A 14,289-nucleotide genomic window follows, 5' to 3' on the forward strand; every position below is an offset into this window, starting at 1 on the left:
CCGGCAGTCAGAGCCTGCCGGGTCACTGGTTTCGATGATCAGGCTGATGCGGCTTCGCTCTCGGCGGCTGCCCGCACTTTGCCACGCTCGTGGAAGATGAAACCGATACTGTTGAGCAGCAGTTGCGCGGCGAGGATCGAGGTCATGCCGGTCGGGTCGTAGACCGGTGCAACCTCCACCAGATCCATGCCGACGATGTTGCCTTTGCTGCGCTTGGCCAGGGCCTGGATGATTTCCAGCACTTCGTAGTAGAGGAAGCCGCCGTGGCTCGGGGTGCCGGTGCCGGGGGCGATGGACGGGTCGAAACCGTCGATGTCGATGGTGATGTAGTAGTTGATGTTCTGTGGGATCAGCGCCAAAACACCCTCGACGCCAAGGCGACGCACGTCACGCACCGAGAGGATTTTCGAACCGGCTTCATGGGCCGCTTCATAGTCGTCGCGGTTGGATGACGAGACGTTGCGGATGCCCATCTGGGTCATGCCGACAATGTGGTTCATTTCCGAAGCGCGGCGCAGCGGGTTGCCGTGGCCGTAACGCACGCCGTGGCGTTCGTCGACGAAGTCCAGGTGCGCATCGAAGTGAATGATGTGGATCGGGCCGCGGCCTTCGAAGGCCTTGATCACTGGCGCGTGTACCGAGTGATCGCCGCCGAGCACCACCGGCATCACGCCGGCGTCGAGGATCTTGCGCACGGCGTATTCGGTGTTCTTGTTGCTGGTGACCATGTCGGTGTGGACGATGTCGGCATCACCGACGTCGACCATGCGCACGTCCGATGCGGTGAGGTACATCACGTCATCTTCGTGATCGTAGGCGCCGGCGTGGCCGAAGGAAAACAGCGTCGATGCTTCGCGAATCCCGCGTGGTCCGAAGCGTGCGCCGGAGCGCCACTGGGTGCCCATATCGTTGGGCACGCCGAGCACCGCGACGTCGGCATCCAGTGCATCCCAATCGGTGCACACCGGGGATTTGCCAAAGGTGCAATGACCTACGAATGGCAGGTTCAGGCGACCGGATTCATAACCATTGTTCGACATTTCTAGCCTCTCCACTTCTTGTTATCGGCTTGGCGGACTGCAAGGCGACCGCCGTTGGAAAGACTATGGGCGCAGGTTTTCGTGGAAAAAATGCTAAACATCAGATACTCATATCGGTATTCCCGATGCGTCCCCATGCCGGAGGTCCAAGATGATCCAGCTGCACGATGTCGACCTGAAACTGCTCAGGGTGTTTGCCACGATTGTCCGCTGCGGCGGTTTCTCGGCCGCGCAGGCGGCGCTCAATGCCGGGCAGTCGACCATCAGCGAACAGATGACCCACCTGGAAACCCGTCTCGGGGTCAAACTCTGCCAGCGCGGGCGCAGCGGCTTTCGCCTGACCGAACAAGGGGTGGCCATTCATGAAGCCACCCAGCGCCTGCTGTCGGCGGTGGAAAACTTCTGCATGGACGCCGACGTGCTCAAGCAGCACATCAGCGGCAAGCTCAACCTGGGAATCATCGACACCACGATTACCGACCCCGATTCGCCGATCCCGCGCACCACCCAGCGCTTCGTTTCACGGGGCCATGACGTGCACCTGAACGTGTACGTCGGCACCCCGGCTGAACTCGAAGAACGGGTGCTCGACGGTCGCCTGCACCTGGCCATCGGGCACTTTCCGATCCATGTGCCGGGCCTGTTGCAATCGCCGCTGTACCAGGAAGCCCTGGGCTTGTATTGCGGCCGGCGTCACCCGTTGTACGGCAGCCACGCCGAAGGTGAGGAGCTGCTCGAAGAAGTCGCTGCGGGGCGCATCGTCGTGCGCGGCTACATGCAGCAATACGACCTCGAACACCTTGGCGTCAGCAAGGCGGCCGCCACCGTGGACAACATCGAAGCCACGGCGATCCTGATCATTTCCGGCGCCTACCTGGGTTTTCTGCCTGAGCACTTCGCCGCCCAGTGGGTCAAGAGCGGTGAGATGCACCAACTCGCGCCGGCTAGCCTGCGCCTGAAATCGCCGTTCGACGTGATCACCCGTCGCGGCACGGCACCGCCACCGATCCTCCAGGCGTTCCTTGAAGACCTGGCCGCCAGCGCCCGTAAAACCGGACAGCCGTGATGTGACACTCGCCAAATTCAAATTTTGCCGGGCATACTGATTCGGTTCTCCAACCTTGCAGGCCCGTCATGCGCATCCACGTCACCTTCATCGACCGCGTCGGCATCACCCAGGAAGTGCTGGCCCTGCTCGGTGGTCGCAGTTTCAACCTGGACGCCGTGGAGATGGTGCCGCCGAACGTCTACATCGATGCGCCGACCCTGGGCGCCGAGGTGCTGGAGGAGTTGCGCGAGGCGCTTTTCGACGTGCGCGGCGTGCAAGCGGTGACCATGGTCGACATCCTTCCGGGGCAACGCCGGCGCCTGCAACTGGACGCGTTGCTGGCAGCCAGTTCCGACCCGGTGCTGGCGGTGGATGACCGTGGTCACGTGCTGCTGGCCAACCCGGCGCTGATCGCCCTCTGTGGCCGCGAACCGGCCGGTGAATCGCTGACCGCACTGTTCGACGATGCCGATTTGCAACGCACCTTGATCGCTCAGCATTTCCGCCTGCCGATGCACGAGGTCAGCCTCGGTGGCCAAACCTTGCTGCTCGACGCGATGCCGATCACCGACGCCGGCGCCCTGCTCACCCTGTATCAACCGAATCGCATTGGTGAACGTCTGTCGGCGCTGCACCATGACCATGCCGAAGGTTTCGATGCGCTGCTCGGCGAATCGCCGCCGATCCGTGCGCTCAAGGCCCGCGCTCAGCGGGTGGCGGCCCTCGATGCGCCGTTGCTGATCCAGGGTGAAACCGGCACCGGCAAGGAACTGGTGGCCCGCGCCTGCCATGCCATCAGCCCACGGCACGATGCGCCGTTTCTGGCCCTGAACTGTGCGGCACTGCCGGAGAGCCTGGCCGAAAGCGAGCTGTTCGGCTACGCCCCCGGCGCCTTCACCGGCGCGCAACGGGGCGGCAAGCTCGGCCTGCTGGAACTGGCCGATCAGGGCACGGTGTTTCTCGATGAAGTGGGGGAAATGTCACCCTATCTGCAAGCCAAGTTGCTGCGTTTCCTGAGCGATGGCTGCTTCCGCCGGGTCGGTGGCGACAAAGAGGTCCGGGTCAATGTGCGGGTGCTCAGCGCGACCCACCGCGACCTGGAAAAAATGGTCGCCGAAGGACGTTTTCGCGAAGACCTGTTCTACCGCCTCAACGTGCTCAACCTGCAGGTACCGCCGCTGCGCGAGCGCGGTCACGACATCCTGTTGATGGCCAATCACTTCATGCAACAGGCCTGCGCGCAGATCCAGCGACCGGCGTGTCGTTTGGCACCGAGTACCTTCAGCGCCCTGCTCGGCAACCGCTGGCCGGGCAACGTGCGGCAACTGCAAAACGTGATCTTTCGCGCAGCGGCGATCTGCGAAAACCCGCTGGTGGACATCGACGACCTGGACATCGCCCGCACGGCGGTAGAGCGGCAGAACGACGGTGAAGTCGGCAGCCTGGAAGAGGCGGTTGGCGACTTTGAGAAGAACCTGCTGGAACAGCTTTATCGCAGCTATCCGTCCAGCCGGTTGCTGGCTGCGCGGTTGCAGACTTCCCATAGCGCTATTGCGATTCGGTTGCGCAAGTATGGGATTCCCGCCAAGCCCTGAGTGGACTGTGTTGCATCTGCACTTTTCGTCTGCAAATCGATACAGCGTAGCGAAACCAAGACAAAACCTTTCCCACCCGCAATTACGGCGTCTGCGCCCACAGCCCTGCTTGTCTGTATTGATTTCAATACGGATTAAATCTCTCGCACTTAATAAAATAACTTCAAGTAATTGATTTAAAACAACTAATCAACCTTGGCACCGCCCTTGCTATCACTCCTCCAACCCCGCTCGTCGCCCCGCCACGAGCCTTAAAACAATAAGGAGTTGATATGAGCCAATTGCGTTTTACCGTCGATCACGAATGGTTGCGCCTCGAGAGCAATGGCCTGGTCACCGTGGGCATCACGGCGTTTGCCCAGCAGGCGCTGGGGGATGTGGTGTTCGTTCAGGTACCTGAATTGGGCGCCTTCGATGCAGGCGCTGAAGTGTCGGTGCTGGAATCGGTGAAAGCCGCCAGCAGTATCGGCATGCCGCTGGACGGAGAAGTGGTCGAGATCAACGCGACGCTGGAGAGCACCCCGGAACTGGTCAACGAAGACCCATTGGGCGAAGGCTGGTTCTTTCGCTTCAAACCGGTCGATGTAGAGGCGTTGAGCGATCTACTGGATCAAGACGCCTATGAACGCCTGACCGCAGAACACGCCGACGCTTGAAGCCCCCTACGCATATCCCGAATCCGCAAAAGGACCACACCATGTTCAGCAAGCACGACCAGATCAAAGGCTACGACGACGAACTGCTGGCGGCGATGAACGCCGAGGATGCGCGGCAGGAACACCATATCGAACTGATCGCCTCGGAAAACTACACCAGCCAGCGGGTGATGCAAGCCCAGGGCAGCGGCCTGACCAACAAGTACGCCGAAGGCTATCCGGGCAAGCGTTACTACGGTGGCTGCGAGCACGTCGATGTGGTCGAGCAACTGGCCATCGACCGCGCCAAGCAGCTGTTCGGCGCCGACTACGCCAACGTCCAGCCGCACTCCGGCAGCCAGGCCAACGCCGCGGTTTATCTGGCCCTGCTGCAAGCCGGCGACACTGTGCTGGGCATGAGCCTGGCCCATGGCGGTCACTTGACCCACGGTGCCAAGGTGAGTTTTTCCGGCAAGCTGTACAACGCCGTGCAGTACGGCATCGACACCACCACGGGCCTGATCGACTACAACGAAGTCGAGCGCCTGGCGGTCGAGCACAAGCCGAAGATGATCATCGCCGGGTTCTCAGCCTATTCGAAGACCCTGGACTTCCCGCGCTTCCGCCAGATCGCGGACAAGGTCGGCGCGTACTTCTTCGTCGACATGGCCCACGTCGCCGGCCTGGTGGCGACCGGTCTGTACCCCAATCCCCTGCCCTACGCCGACGTGGTCACCACCACCACCCACAAGACCCTGCGCGGCCCGCGTGGCGGTCTGATTCTGGCCAAGGCCAATGCGGAGCTTGAGAAAAAATTCAACGCCGCCGTATTCCCCGGTGGTCAGGGCGGCCCGCTGATGCACGTGATCGCCGCCAAGGCCGTGTGCTTCAAGGAAGCGCTGGAACCAGCATTCAAGACCTATCAGGCGCAAGTGATCCGCAACGCCCAGGCCATGGCGCAGGTGTTTATCGAGCGCGGTTATGACGTGGTGTCCGGCGGCACGGATAACCACTTGTTCCTGGTCAGCCTGATCCGCCAAGGCCTGACCGGCAAGGACGCTGACGCAGCCCTCGGTCGCGCCGGCATCACCGTGAACAAAAACGCCGTGCCCAACGATCCGCAATCGCCGTTCGTGACTTCGGGCTTGCGCATCGGTACGCCGGCGATCACCAGCCGTGGCTTCAAGGAAGCGCAGAGCATCGCCTTGGCTGGGTGGATCTGCGACATCCTCGATCACTTGGGCGATGCCGATATCGAGGCCAATGTCGCTCGACAAGCCGCCGCCCTGTGCGCCGACTTCCCGGTCTACCGCGACTGATCACACAACACCCCCCCCTGTAGGAGCGAGCTTGCTCGCGAAGAACCCAAAGGCACCGCGTTAATCCTGAATGCGCGCGTAATCGTTGGCGACCATCGCGAGCAAGCTCGCTCCTACAGGTTCTGTGCACAAGGAAATAACGATGAATGCCATTGTCGAATCGACCGGCAAAAGCCCGGCGAAAGTGGAAATCGGCACCAAGCTGCGCGGCGCAGAAAAGGTTGCGCGGATTCCGGTGAAGATCATTCCCACGGATGAATTCCCGCGCAAACCCGACTGGATTCGTGTGCGCATGCCGATCTCTCCCGAGGTCGACCGGATCAAGCAGCTGCTGCGCAAGCACAAGCTGCACAGCGTCTGCGAAGAAGCCTCGTGCCCGAACCTCGGTGAATGTTTCTCCGGTGGCACGGCGACCTTCATGATCATGGGCGACATCTGCACCCGCCGCTGCCCGTTCTGCGATGTCGGCCATGGCCGGCCCAAGCCGCTGGACGTCAACGAACCGATGAACCTGGCCGTGGCCATCGCCGAGCTGCGCCTGAAGTACGTGGTGATCACCTCGGTGGACCGCGACGATTTGCGCGACGGTGGTGCCCAACACTTTGTCGATTGCCTGCGGGAAATCCGCAAGCTGTCCCCCGGCATTCAACTGGAAACCCTGGTGCCGGATTATCGCGGACGCATGGACGTGGCCCTGGCGATCACCGCCAATGAGCCGCCGGATGTGTTCAACCACAACCTGGAAACCGTACCGCGCCTGTACAAGGCCGCGCGGCCGGGTTCGGACTTCGAGTGGTCGCTGGACCTGCTGCAGAAATTCAAGCAAGCGGTGCCCCGTGTGCCGACCAAATCCGGCCTGATGCTGGGCCTTGGCGAAACCGACGAGGAAGTCATCGAGGTCATGCAGCGCATGCGCGAGCACGAGATCGACATGCTGACCCTCGGCCAATACCTTCAGCCCTCGCGCAGTCACTTGCCGGTGCAGCGCTTCGTACACCCGGACACCTTTGCCTGGTTCGCCGAGGAAGGTACGCGCATGGGTTTCAAGAACGTGGCGTCCGGCCCGCTGGTGCGTTCGTCCTATCACGCCGATCAACAACTTCATGGAGGTACGGACGGTTTCAAGCCATGATGGAATGACTGGTCATGCATGGAGCCGTTTCCGATGTCGCGTTCACCCTGTCTGTTGTTGCTGTGCCTGAGCCTTGCCACGCCGTGCATGGCCGACGAGTCGAAACCCCGGCACATGGTGTATGTGCGCAGCGTCGACCCGGGCATCGAGCAGGACATCCGCTACGCCGGCGCGCACAATTTCACCGGGCACCCGCTCGACGGTTACCAGGCGGCGGAGTGTCTGCTGTCGGAGGACGCTGCAAAGGCATTGGCCCGAGTGCAAAGCTCACTGAAAGCCGAAGGCTACGGCTTGAAAGTATTCGACTGCTATCGCCCGACCCGCGCAGTGGCGGACATGGGCCGCTTCGCCACCGAACCTGGTGACCCACTGAAGACCGAGTTCTATCCACGGGTCGACAAGCAAGACTTCTGGCGCCTGGGTTATGTGGCCCGGGTGTCCAATCATTCCCGGGGCAACACCGTCGACCTGACGATGACCGGCCCCGACGCCCCGCCCGCCGACAGCTGGACACCTTCGGCTACGCCGGTGGATTGCACCGCCCCTTACGGCCAGCGCTGGTACGACGGCGCCCTCGACATGGGCACCGGTTTCGATTGCTTCGATGAGCGGGCGCACACCGACTCGGCGCTGATCAACGCCACGGCCAAAGCCAATCGCCAGCGCCTGACCAGTGCCATGGCCAAGGAAGGCTTTGTGGGTTATTCGGCCGAGTGGTGGCACTTCACGTATAGCGGGAATCCGCAGAAGCCGGACGTCATGGACTTTCCCATCACGCCTCTGCAGCCATGAACATTCTGCTCAAGGCCCTGTCGGTGGCGTTTTTTCCGCTGGCTGCGATGGCTCAGGGGCTTGATGGCAGCGATCAGTTGATCGTGGTCACCAGTAAAGGCTGGGATGACATCCAGGGCAATGCCCAGCGCTATGAGCGACACGGGCAGACCTTGCAGAAATTCGAAGCGCCCTTTGCAGTGGTGCTCGGCAAGAACGGCATGGGCTGGGGCAAGGGGCTGCTCGATATCGGGCAACCTGAAGGACCGGTCAAACAGGAAGGCGATGGCAAGGCGCCAGCCGGAATGTTCAAGCTGGGCACGGCGTTTGGCTATGAGCCTTCGGCCGAAACCCGCTTGCCTTATCTCCCGTTGACGCCGACCATCGAATGCGTGGATGACAGCCAATCGACTCGCTACAACGAACTGGTCGACGGAGCGATCGTCGAAAAAGACTGGAGCAGCTCCGAACGGATGCGCCGCTCGGATGAGCTGTACCGCCAAGGCATCGTCATCCAGCACAACACCCCGGCCACGCCCGCTGCCGGTTCGTGCATTTTCTTCCACATCTGGCGCGGCTCCACGGCGCCGACCCGTGGCTGTACGGCCATGGACCCGGCGGATATCGCGCGGTTGTTCAACTGGCTGGACCCGGGCAAATCCCCGGTGCTGGTGCAACTGCCGGAAGCGCAGTACGAGCAGTTGCGTGAGCGCTGGAAACTGCCGAAGCGCTAACTGGTAAACGCTTAACCTGTGGCGAGGGAGCTTGTCGGGACGGTGCGGCGACCCGACAAGCTCCCTCGCCACAAATGCGGGTATTACCCCCGCTCAACCACCACAGCACTCATCGACGGCTTGGCCAGCGCGTAATAGATCACACCCGGCACCAACAACCCGACGATCCAGGAAATATCCACGCCGCCCAACTGCGCAACCATCGGCCCGGAGTAGAAATGGGTGTCGACAAAGGGCAACTGGATCAACACGCCGATCACATAGACGCTGATCCCCAGCACGTTCCAGCGACCGTAGCGCCCGTTCGGGTCGGACAGCGCCGGAACGTCGTAACGTTCCTTGTTGATGAAGTAGTAATCCACCAGGTTGATCGCGCTCCACGGGGTGAAGAACGTCAGCAAAAACAGGATGAAGTACTTGAACGAGTTGAGGAACGAGTACTGCCCCAGCAATGCCAGCGCGGTGGACGCCGCGACGATCAGCAGCACAAACAGCATGCGCTGGCGGGCGGTGATTTCCAGGCGACGACTAAAGCCACTGATGATGGTGGCGATGCACATGAAACTGCCGTAGGCGTTGAGGGTGGACACCGTGACCTTGCCGAACACAATGCTCAGGTACAGCAAGGACGCGATCACACCGCTACTGCCCAGGCCGACAATGGTCGCCACTTCGTGCCCACGGAAATTCGCCCCCGCCAGTGCGGCGGCGAACACCCCCAGCACCATCGAAGTCTGAGCTCCCAGCACTGTGCCGAGGCCCACGGCGGTGAAGGTTTTCCAGGACGAAGTCTTGCTCGGCAGGTAGCGCGAGTAGTCCGCCACGTAGGGGCCGAAGGCGATCTGCCAGGACGCCGAGAGCGAAACCGCCAGCAGGAAGGTGCTCCAGGCAAAATGACGATTGTCGAGCAGCAGGCCGATGTCGTTGAGGGTCATCAACCGGGTGAACAGGTAGGCGAAGGCGATGATGCCCAGCACGCTGGCCACCCGCCCGACCAGGTGAATCACCCGATAACCGAAGATCGTCAGGAACGCGATGCTCGCCGCGAAAATCAGGATGCCGGTGCTGTCGCTGACACTGATCAACTGCGCAATCGCCTGCCCCGACAGCACCGCGCCGGTGGCGCTGAAACCGAGGTACATCAGGCACACCAAAACAATCGGGATCGCCGCGCCATACACCCCGAACTGCACGCGGCTGGAGATCATCTGCGGCAGCCCGAGCTTCGGCCCTTGCGCCGCGTGCAGCGCCACCACGGCACCGCCGAGCACTTGCCCGATCAGCAAGCCGATCAGCGACCAGAACACATCGCCGCCCAGCACCACGGCCAGGGCGCCGGTGACAATGGCGGTGATCTGCAGGTTGGCGCCGAGCCACAGGGTGAACTGGCTGTAGAGACTGCCGTGTCGCTCAGCCTCGGGAATGAAATCGATCGAGCGGGTCTCGACCAGGGGACTGCGTTGCGCACTCATGACGGTGTTTCCTTTGAGGAGCTGTTTTTGTTGTCGGGGTTGAACTTAGAAGGTCTTGGTGGCACTTGCAACGACCGTGGCCGAGCACAGGTCGTTATAGCCATACCAGCCACTGCATTCACTTTTCGTCAGGTCGGTGTCGACATAGCTCAGGCCCCAGGTCACGCCAACAAAATCACGGGTCAACTTGGCCTCCCACTCGTAGTAGGCCTCGCGGTTATCGCCGTTGGCGGACCAGAAAGCCGGGTCTTTCACGTCGTTGCGCCCCACGCGCAACTCCAGGCCGACTTCGGCCGGCAGCGTGAACTTGTAGCCGACGTAGGTGTAGAGCGTGTCCTGGTCTTCGCCGAAAACGTTCGGCGTGTCCTTCGAGTAATTGGCACCCAGCTTCACGCCGTACAGGTCGAGGACGGCGTAGATTTCGCTCAGGTTGAATTCGGAATTTTTCGGGTAGTCGTACTTGATGTAGCCCAGATCCAGGCTGATCGCGTCCGTCGCCTGCCAGTAGTAACCGGCGTAGTACTCACGCTCCTGCCGGGTGTCGAAGCCGCCGCCGAAATCCACGTTGGAGGTCCAGGCGCCGATGTACAGGCCGCTGCTGTGCAGCAGCGTTGCGCCGCCCTGTACCGCCGGATCGCCCAGGGTTTGCGAGATGCCCCGGGAACGGTAGTCGCTGACGACGCCCAGGGTCATTTCCAGGCTGAAATTATCGTTGAGAGTCAGGGCCTGGCTGCTCAGGGGGATCAATGCCAGTGTCGCGAGGGTCAATGCTGAAAATGCGTTCATACAGTTCTCTTGTTGTTATGGCGTACGGGGAATTTCAGGCATGGCGATGCCAGGCCCCTCGCGCTACGAGGGGCTGGCTGGTTTTTGCGGGTGCTGGGTGTTCGCAGGTCAGGACGCGGGGGCGTAGACCTGCTTGCCGGCGAAGAAGGTGTTCAGGACTTTGGTTTCGAACAGGTCGTCATCGCTGACCTTGAACACATCACGGTCGAGAATGATCAGGTCGGCCTGCTTGCCCGGTGCCAGCGAACCGATCTGCTGCTCCAGGCGCAGGGTTTTCGCCGCGTTGATGGTGTAGGCGTAGAACATGGTCTGGCGGTCGATGCTTTCCTTGGCATTGAGTACGCCCAACGGACCTTTGCGCGTGCTGGCCTGGGCAATGGCGTTGAACGGGTTGGCGCTCGACACCGGCCAGTCGCTGCCACCGGCAATCGTCGCGCCGGCGTTATGCAAGGACCGCGCGGGATACTGGTAACCGTAGGCAAAGGCGCTGATGTAGGGTTTGACCAGTTCGACGGTGTAGGACTCGCCGGTGGCCCACAGCAGTTGCATCGAGGCGATCACGCCCAGTTGCTTGAAGCGCGGAAACTCCTTGGGGTTGACCAATTGCAGGTGCGCAATGCTGTGGGGCACGGGCGTCGGGCTGAGCTTGCGCGCATACGCCACGCCATTGAGTGCTTCACGCACCGCGCGATCGCCGACGGCATGCATGTGCACGATCCAGCCGCGTTTTTCCGCCGCCACCACCAGTTCGCCAAAGTGCGCCGGATCAGTCAGCAACTGACCATTTTTATGGCTGTTCTTGAACGGCACGATGACCGCTGCGGTCTGCCCGGGGAATTCAAGAATGCCGTCGACAAACACCTTGATGCCGGGGAACGTCAGGTTAGGCACGCCCTCGAACTGCTTCATCACCGTGGCGATCACTTCCAGGTCGGCGGGTTTGCTCTTCGGGTTGGTGACCATCAACGCGGCGACGTGGGCACTGAGTTCGCCGTTCTGCGCCAGCTCCTTGTACAGCGGCAGCACGCCGACACTTTCCGCGGTGGCATGGAAATCGAACAGCGAATCTTCGCTGCCGCCGTTCGCCGCCGCGTCCATCCAGGCGGTGACGCCGAATTGATTGTTGATCTTCACCGCCTCGCGAGCGGCCTTGAGCATGGCCTCCGGGGTAGGCGCCGGAATACCGTTGCGCACCACGTCCCAGCGGGATTCGGCAAAGTAGCCGTTCGGCGTGAAGTCCGCTTCATGGCCGATGTAGCCGCGTTCTTTCTCCGGCAGGCTCTTGACCAGCGCCGCGTCGATGTTCAGGCGCTTGAGCATCGCGTTGTTGGCCCAACCGGTGTGCCCGTCGATGCCGCTGAAGACGATGGGCTGATCGGCCCAGCGCCCCTGGTTGAACACCTTGCCCAGCTCACGGCTTTTCTCCCAGTAGGCCGAACTAACCCCAGCCACGCTGATCACATCACCGGAGCGGGCACGTCCGGCCTTGTCTTCTTCGATCAACCATTGCTCCAGTTCCGGCAAGGGTTTGACCTCATCCAGCAGGTTGGCCTTCATGCTGTCGAAAGCGCCCGTGACCGGGTGGCTGTGGGTGTCGATCATGCCCGGCATCAACACTTTGCCCGCCAGGTCGATGCGCTGGGTCTTGGCATCGGCCAGGGCATTGATTTCGGCATCGCTGCCCACTTTCAGAATCTTGCCGTCTTGCACCGCAACAGCCTGCACCAGTGCCTGGCCGGGTTCGGCGGTAAAGACCTTGCCGTTGAACAACACCAGGTCAGCGGCGGCCATGGCCTGCACCGACGACAGGGCCAGCGCGGCGGCCAACAGGTTTGGAATCAATCGCATCGGAACGCTCTCTAGTTTTTATGGGGCGGATCGGGAAGTAACCGCTTGGGAAACCACGTGTGGCGCAAGCCCGAGGAACGGCGCCTTGGCCCACACGACCTTGCCGCCGACCAGCGTCAGCAGCACGTCATTGCGGCCCAGCTCCTCCTCGGGAACCTGCATGAAGTTCTTGTCCAGCACGATCAGGTCAGCGAACTTGCCGACTTCGACCGAGCCCAGCACCGCGTCCAGCTTCAACTGTTCGGCGGAACTGAGGGTGATGCTGCGCAGCACTTCGGCTCGCGACAGCGCCGGATCGGCGTTGAGTCGCCCGGCATACTTCGGCCCATAGCTGTGCGGATTGGTCGGGTCGCCGGAACGGGTGACACCGACTTTCAGCGCCAGGAACTCATCGAGGGGATCGACCGGCCAATCGCTGCCAAACGCCACTCGACCGCCGGCATGGGCGATGCTGCCCGAGGGTTCCATGCGCGCAAAACGCGCGGCGCCAAGGTGATCACTGGTACCGTCGACCGTGGACGGGGCCTGTTGTGCCCACTGGAACGACATGGTGGCCGTGACGTCCAGTGCCTTGAAGCGTGAGTAGTCGGCAGGATCGACTGACTCGGCGTGCGCGATGGCCGGGCGGAAGTCTTGACCGGGCAGTTCCTTGCGCACGTAGGCGACGCTGTCCAGTGCATCGCGCACCGCGCGCTCGCCGGTGGCGTGCAGGTGCGGATCGAAACCGGCCTTGACCGCTTGCAGCAACAACGGATTGAGCACTTGCGGCGGGAAGTACAGTTCGCCCAGGTTCTTGCCCGGCGTCCACTTCGGCGCCTTGTCGGTGCCGCTGTTGTGCAGGTACGGGGTCAACATGGCGCCGGTGTCCGCCGGGGCATTGATGATGCCGTCCATGAACAGTTTGACGTGGCGCATGTTAACGCCCGGCGCGACGTTCACTTCGCCCTGGTCGTAGGTGCTGGCCAGGGCCTTGGCCTCGGCGATGGTTTTCACCGGGTCGGCGGCAGCGGCGGCCGGGTCCAGCTTGATCGCCAGCAAGGCCCGGGCGGTCAGCTCGCCGGACTTTTGCAGGCTGGTGAAGGCTTTGCCGTTTTCCGGGCCGGACAGCGCATCCATGAAACTGGTGATGCCTTGCTGGCGCATGGCGTCGAGGGCTGCGCGAACCTGATTGAGTTTTTCCGCGTCGGTGGCAGGCGGCACCACGGCGGCCAACGATTCGGCGGCGCCGTCTTCACAGATGCCGTTCGGGTTGCCGGCGCTGTCGCGTCGGTATTTGCCATCTTCAGGGTCGGCGGTGTTCTTGTTGATTCCGGCCAGTTCCAGGCCGCGAGAGTTGGTCAGCACGGTGTGGAAGTCGGTGGAGCGCACCTGGATCGGACGCTTGGTCTTGAGCGCGTCCAGGGTCGATTTGTCCGCGTCGCCGTCGAGCCCGGTCATGCCCATGCGGTCCCAGCTGCCCACTTCCAGCCACACGTCCGGGCCCTTGTCCTTGTCGGCATCAAGGCAGGCCTGGATGCTCGCCTGAAACTGCGCGCGGGTCATGGTCTGGTATTTCAGGTCGCACAAGGTCATGGCGCGACCGCCATCCCCCGGGTGCATGTGCGCATCGACGAAGCCCGGCATCAACATGCGCCCGGCCAGGTCGATCAGCTGTGTTTGCTTGCCGATGTAGCCGTCGACCCCGGCATCGCTGCCGACATAGACGATCTTGCCGCCCGAAATGGCAATGGCCTGCTGCACGGAATTCTGGCCATCGACGGTGTAGACGTAGCCATTGCGCATGACCGTGTCGGCGGGTGTCGCCGCCAACGCCATGCCGGAAAATGCCGTCGTCGCCGCAACGGCGACAAAAAGCCTGGAAAGTCTCAAATGCCTCACCCCTGTTCTTATTGTTTTGAAGCGGCCCGAA

General features: G+C 62.0%; 12 protein-coding genes. 7 read left to right on the forward strand and 5 right to left on the reverse strand.

Features of this window, described 5'->3' with window-relative positions; genetic code table 11:
* Positions 1–38: 38 nt before the first annotated feature.
* Positions 39–1,040, reverse strand: a complete 1,002-nt coding sequence (gene speB, locus AC3ITY_RS22020) for an agmatinase (protein ID WP_095943760.1) — start codon at positions 1,038–1,040, stop codon at positions 39–41.
* Positions 1,041–1,191: 151 nt separating this feature from the next.
* Here speB and AC3ITY_RS22025 point away from each other — a divergent pair, with 151 nt between their 5' ends.
* The 7 genes from AC3ITY_RS22025 to AC3ITY_RS22055 all read left to right on the forward strand — a co-directional run bounded on the left by AC3ITY_RS22025 (position 1,192) and on the right by AC3ITY_RS22055 (position 8,274).
* Complete coding sequence (locus tag AC3ITY_RS22025) at positions 1,192–2,106, forward strand: LysR family transcriptional regulator (RefSeq protein WP_008049321.1); 915 nt, start codon at positions 1,192–1,194, stop codon at positions 2,104–2,106.
* 68 nt (positions 2,107–2,174) lie between these two features.
* The gene (locus tag AC3ITY_RS22030; RefSeq protein WP_056723748.1) at positions 2,175–3,683 is read left to right on the forward strand and encodes a sigma-54-dependent transcriptional regulator; all 1,509 of its coding nucleotides are present in this window, start codon (positions 2,175–2,177) and stop codon (positions 3,681–3,683) included.
* A gap of 272 nt (positions 3,684–3,955) precedes the next feature.
* On the forward strand, positions 3,956–4,339 hold the full coding sequence (gene gcvH, locus AC3ITY_RS22035) for a glycine cleavage system protein GcvH (protein WP_489304934.1): 384 nt from the start codon (positions 3,956–3,958) through the stop codon (positions 4,337–4,339).
* 41 nt (positions 4,340–4,380) lie between these two features.
* Complete coding sequence (gene glyA, locus AC3ITY_RS22040; RefSeq protein WP_489304936.1) at positions 4,381–5,637, forward strand: serine hydroxymethyltransferase; 1,257 nt, start codon at positions 4,381–4,383, stop codon at positions 5,635–5,637.
* A 142-nt stretch (positions 5,638–5,779) separates the two neighbouring features.
* Positions 5,780–6,769: a lipoyl synthase gene (lipA, locus tag AC3ITY_RS22045; protein ID WP_489304938.1), complete on the forward strand. Its 990-nt coding sequence runs from the start codon at positions 5,780–5,782 to the stop codon at positions 6,767–6,769.
* A gap of 33 nt (positions 6,770–6,802) precedes the next feature.
* Positions 6,803–7,561: a M15 family metallopeptidase gene (locus AC3ITY_RS22050; protein WP_489304940.1), complete on the forward strand. Its 759-nt coding sequence runs from the start codon at positions 6,803–6,805 to the stop codon at positions 7,559–7,561.
* Positions 7,558–8,274, forward strand: a complete 717-nt coding sequence (locus AC3ITY_RS22055; RefSeq protein WP_489304942.1) for a L,D-transpeptidase family protein — start codon at positions 7,558–7,560, stop codon at positions 8,272–8,274. The genes AC3ITY_RS22050 and AC3ITY_RS22055 overlap by 4 nt, the downstream gene beginning before the upstream one ends.
* 83 nt (positions 8,275–8,357) lie before the next feature.
* Here AC3ITY_RS22055 and AC3ITY_RS22060 read toward each other — a convergent pair whose 3' ends face one another.
* The 4 genes from AC3ITY_RS22060 to AC3ITY_RS22075 all read right to left on the reverse strand — a co-directional run bounded on the left by AC3ITY_RS22060 (position 8,358) and on the right by AC3ITY_RS22075 (position 14,195).
* Positions 8,358–9,746 (reverse strand): purine-cytosine permease family protein, encoded by a 1,389-nt coding sequence (locus AC3ITY_RS22060; RefSeq protein ID WP_489304944.1) that lies wholly within the window; start codon positions 9,744–9,746, stop codon positions 8,358–8,360.
* Positions 9,747–9,791: 45 nt separating this feature from the next.
* Positions 9,792–10,532: a TorF family putative porin gene (locus AC3ITY_RS22065; RefSeq protein ID WP_489304946.1), complete on the reverse strand. Its 741-nt coding sequence runs from the start codon at positions 10,530–10,532 to the stop codon at positions 9,792–9,794.
* Between the two features lie 108 nt (positions 10,533–10,640).
* Positions 10,641–12,380, reverse strand: coding sequence for an amidohydrolase (locus AC3ITY_RS22070; RefSeq protein WP_489304948.1), 1,740 nt, complete (start codon positions 12,378–12,380; stop codon positions 10,641–10,643).
* Positions 12,381–12,398: 18 nt separating this feature from the next.
* Entirely contained in the window at positions 12,399–14,195 is a 1,797-nt protein-coding gene (locus tag AC3ITY_RS22075) for an amidohydrolase (protein WP_489310970.1), read from the reverse strand.
* Positions 14,196–14,289: the final 94 nt, after the last annotated feature.

The organism is Pseudomonas sp. GL_091, from assembly GCF_057837725.1.

Excerpts from the sequence above, each read along its gene's own strand:
- AC3ITY_RS22030 (WP_056723748.1), top strand. The coding sequence starts at position 2,175 with ATGCGCATCCACGTCACCTTCATCGACCGCGTCGGCATCACCCAGGAA.
- AC3ITY_RS22075 (WP_489310970.1), bottom strand. The coding sequence starts at position 14,195 with ATGGCGTTGGCGGCGACACCCGCCGACACGGTCATGCGCAATGGCTAC.
- AC3ITY_RS22055 (WP_489304942.1), top strand. The coding sequence starts at position 7,558 with ATGAACATTCTGCTCAAGGCCCTGTCGGTGGCGTTTTTTCCGCTGGCT.
- AC3ITY_RS22025 (WP_008049321.1), top strand. The coding sequence starts at position 1,192 with ATGATCCAGCTGCACGATGTCGACCTGAAACTGCTCAGGGTGTTTGCC.
- AC3ITY_RS22065 (WP_489304946.1), bottom strand. The coding sequence starts at position 10,532 with ATGAACGCATTTTCAGCATTGACCCTCGCGACACTGGCATTGATCCCC.
- gcvH (WP_489304934.1), top strand. The coding sequence starts at position 3,956 with ATGAGCCAATTGCGTTTTACCGTCGATCACGAATGGTTGCGCCTCGAG.
- AC3ITY_RS22070 (WP_489304948.1), bottom strand. The coding sequence starts at position 12,380 with ATGCGATTGATTCCAAACCTGTTGGCCGCCGCGCTGGCCCTGTCGTCG.
- AC3ITY_RS22060 (WP_489304944.1), bottom strand. The coding sequence starts at position 9,746 with ATGAGTGCGCAACGCAGTCCCCTGGTCGAGACCCGCTCGATCGATTTC.
- speB (WP_095943760.1), bottom strand. The coding sequence starts at position 1,040 with ATGTCGAACAATGGTTATGAATCCGGTCGCCTGAACCTGCCATTCGTA.
- AC3ITY_RS22050 (WP_489304940.1), top strand. The coding sequence starts at position 6,803 with ATGTCGCGTTCACCCTGTCTGTTGTTGCTGTGCCTGAGCCTTGCCACG.
- lipA (WP_489304938.1), top strand. The coding sequence starts at position 5,780 with ATGAATGCCATTGTCGAATCGACCGGCAAAAGCCCGGCGAAAGTGGAA.
- glyA (WP_489304936.1), top strand. The coding sequence starts at position 4,381 with ATGTTCAGCAAGCACGACCAGATCAAAGGCTACGACGACGAACTGCTG.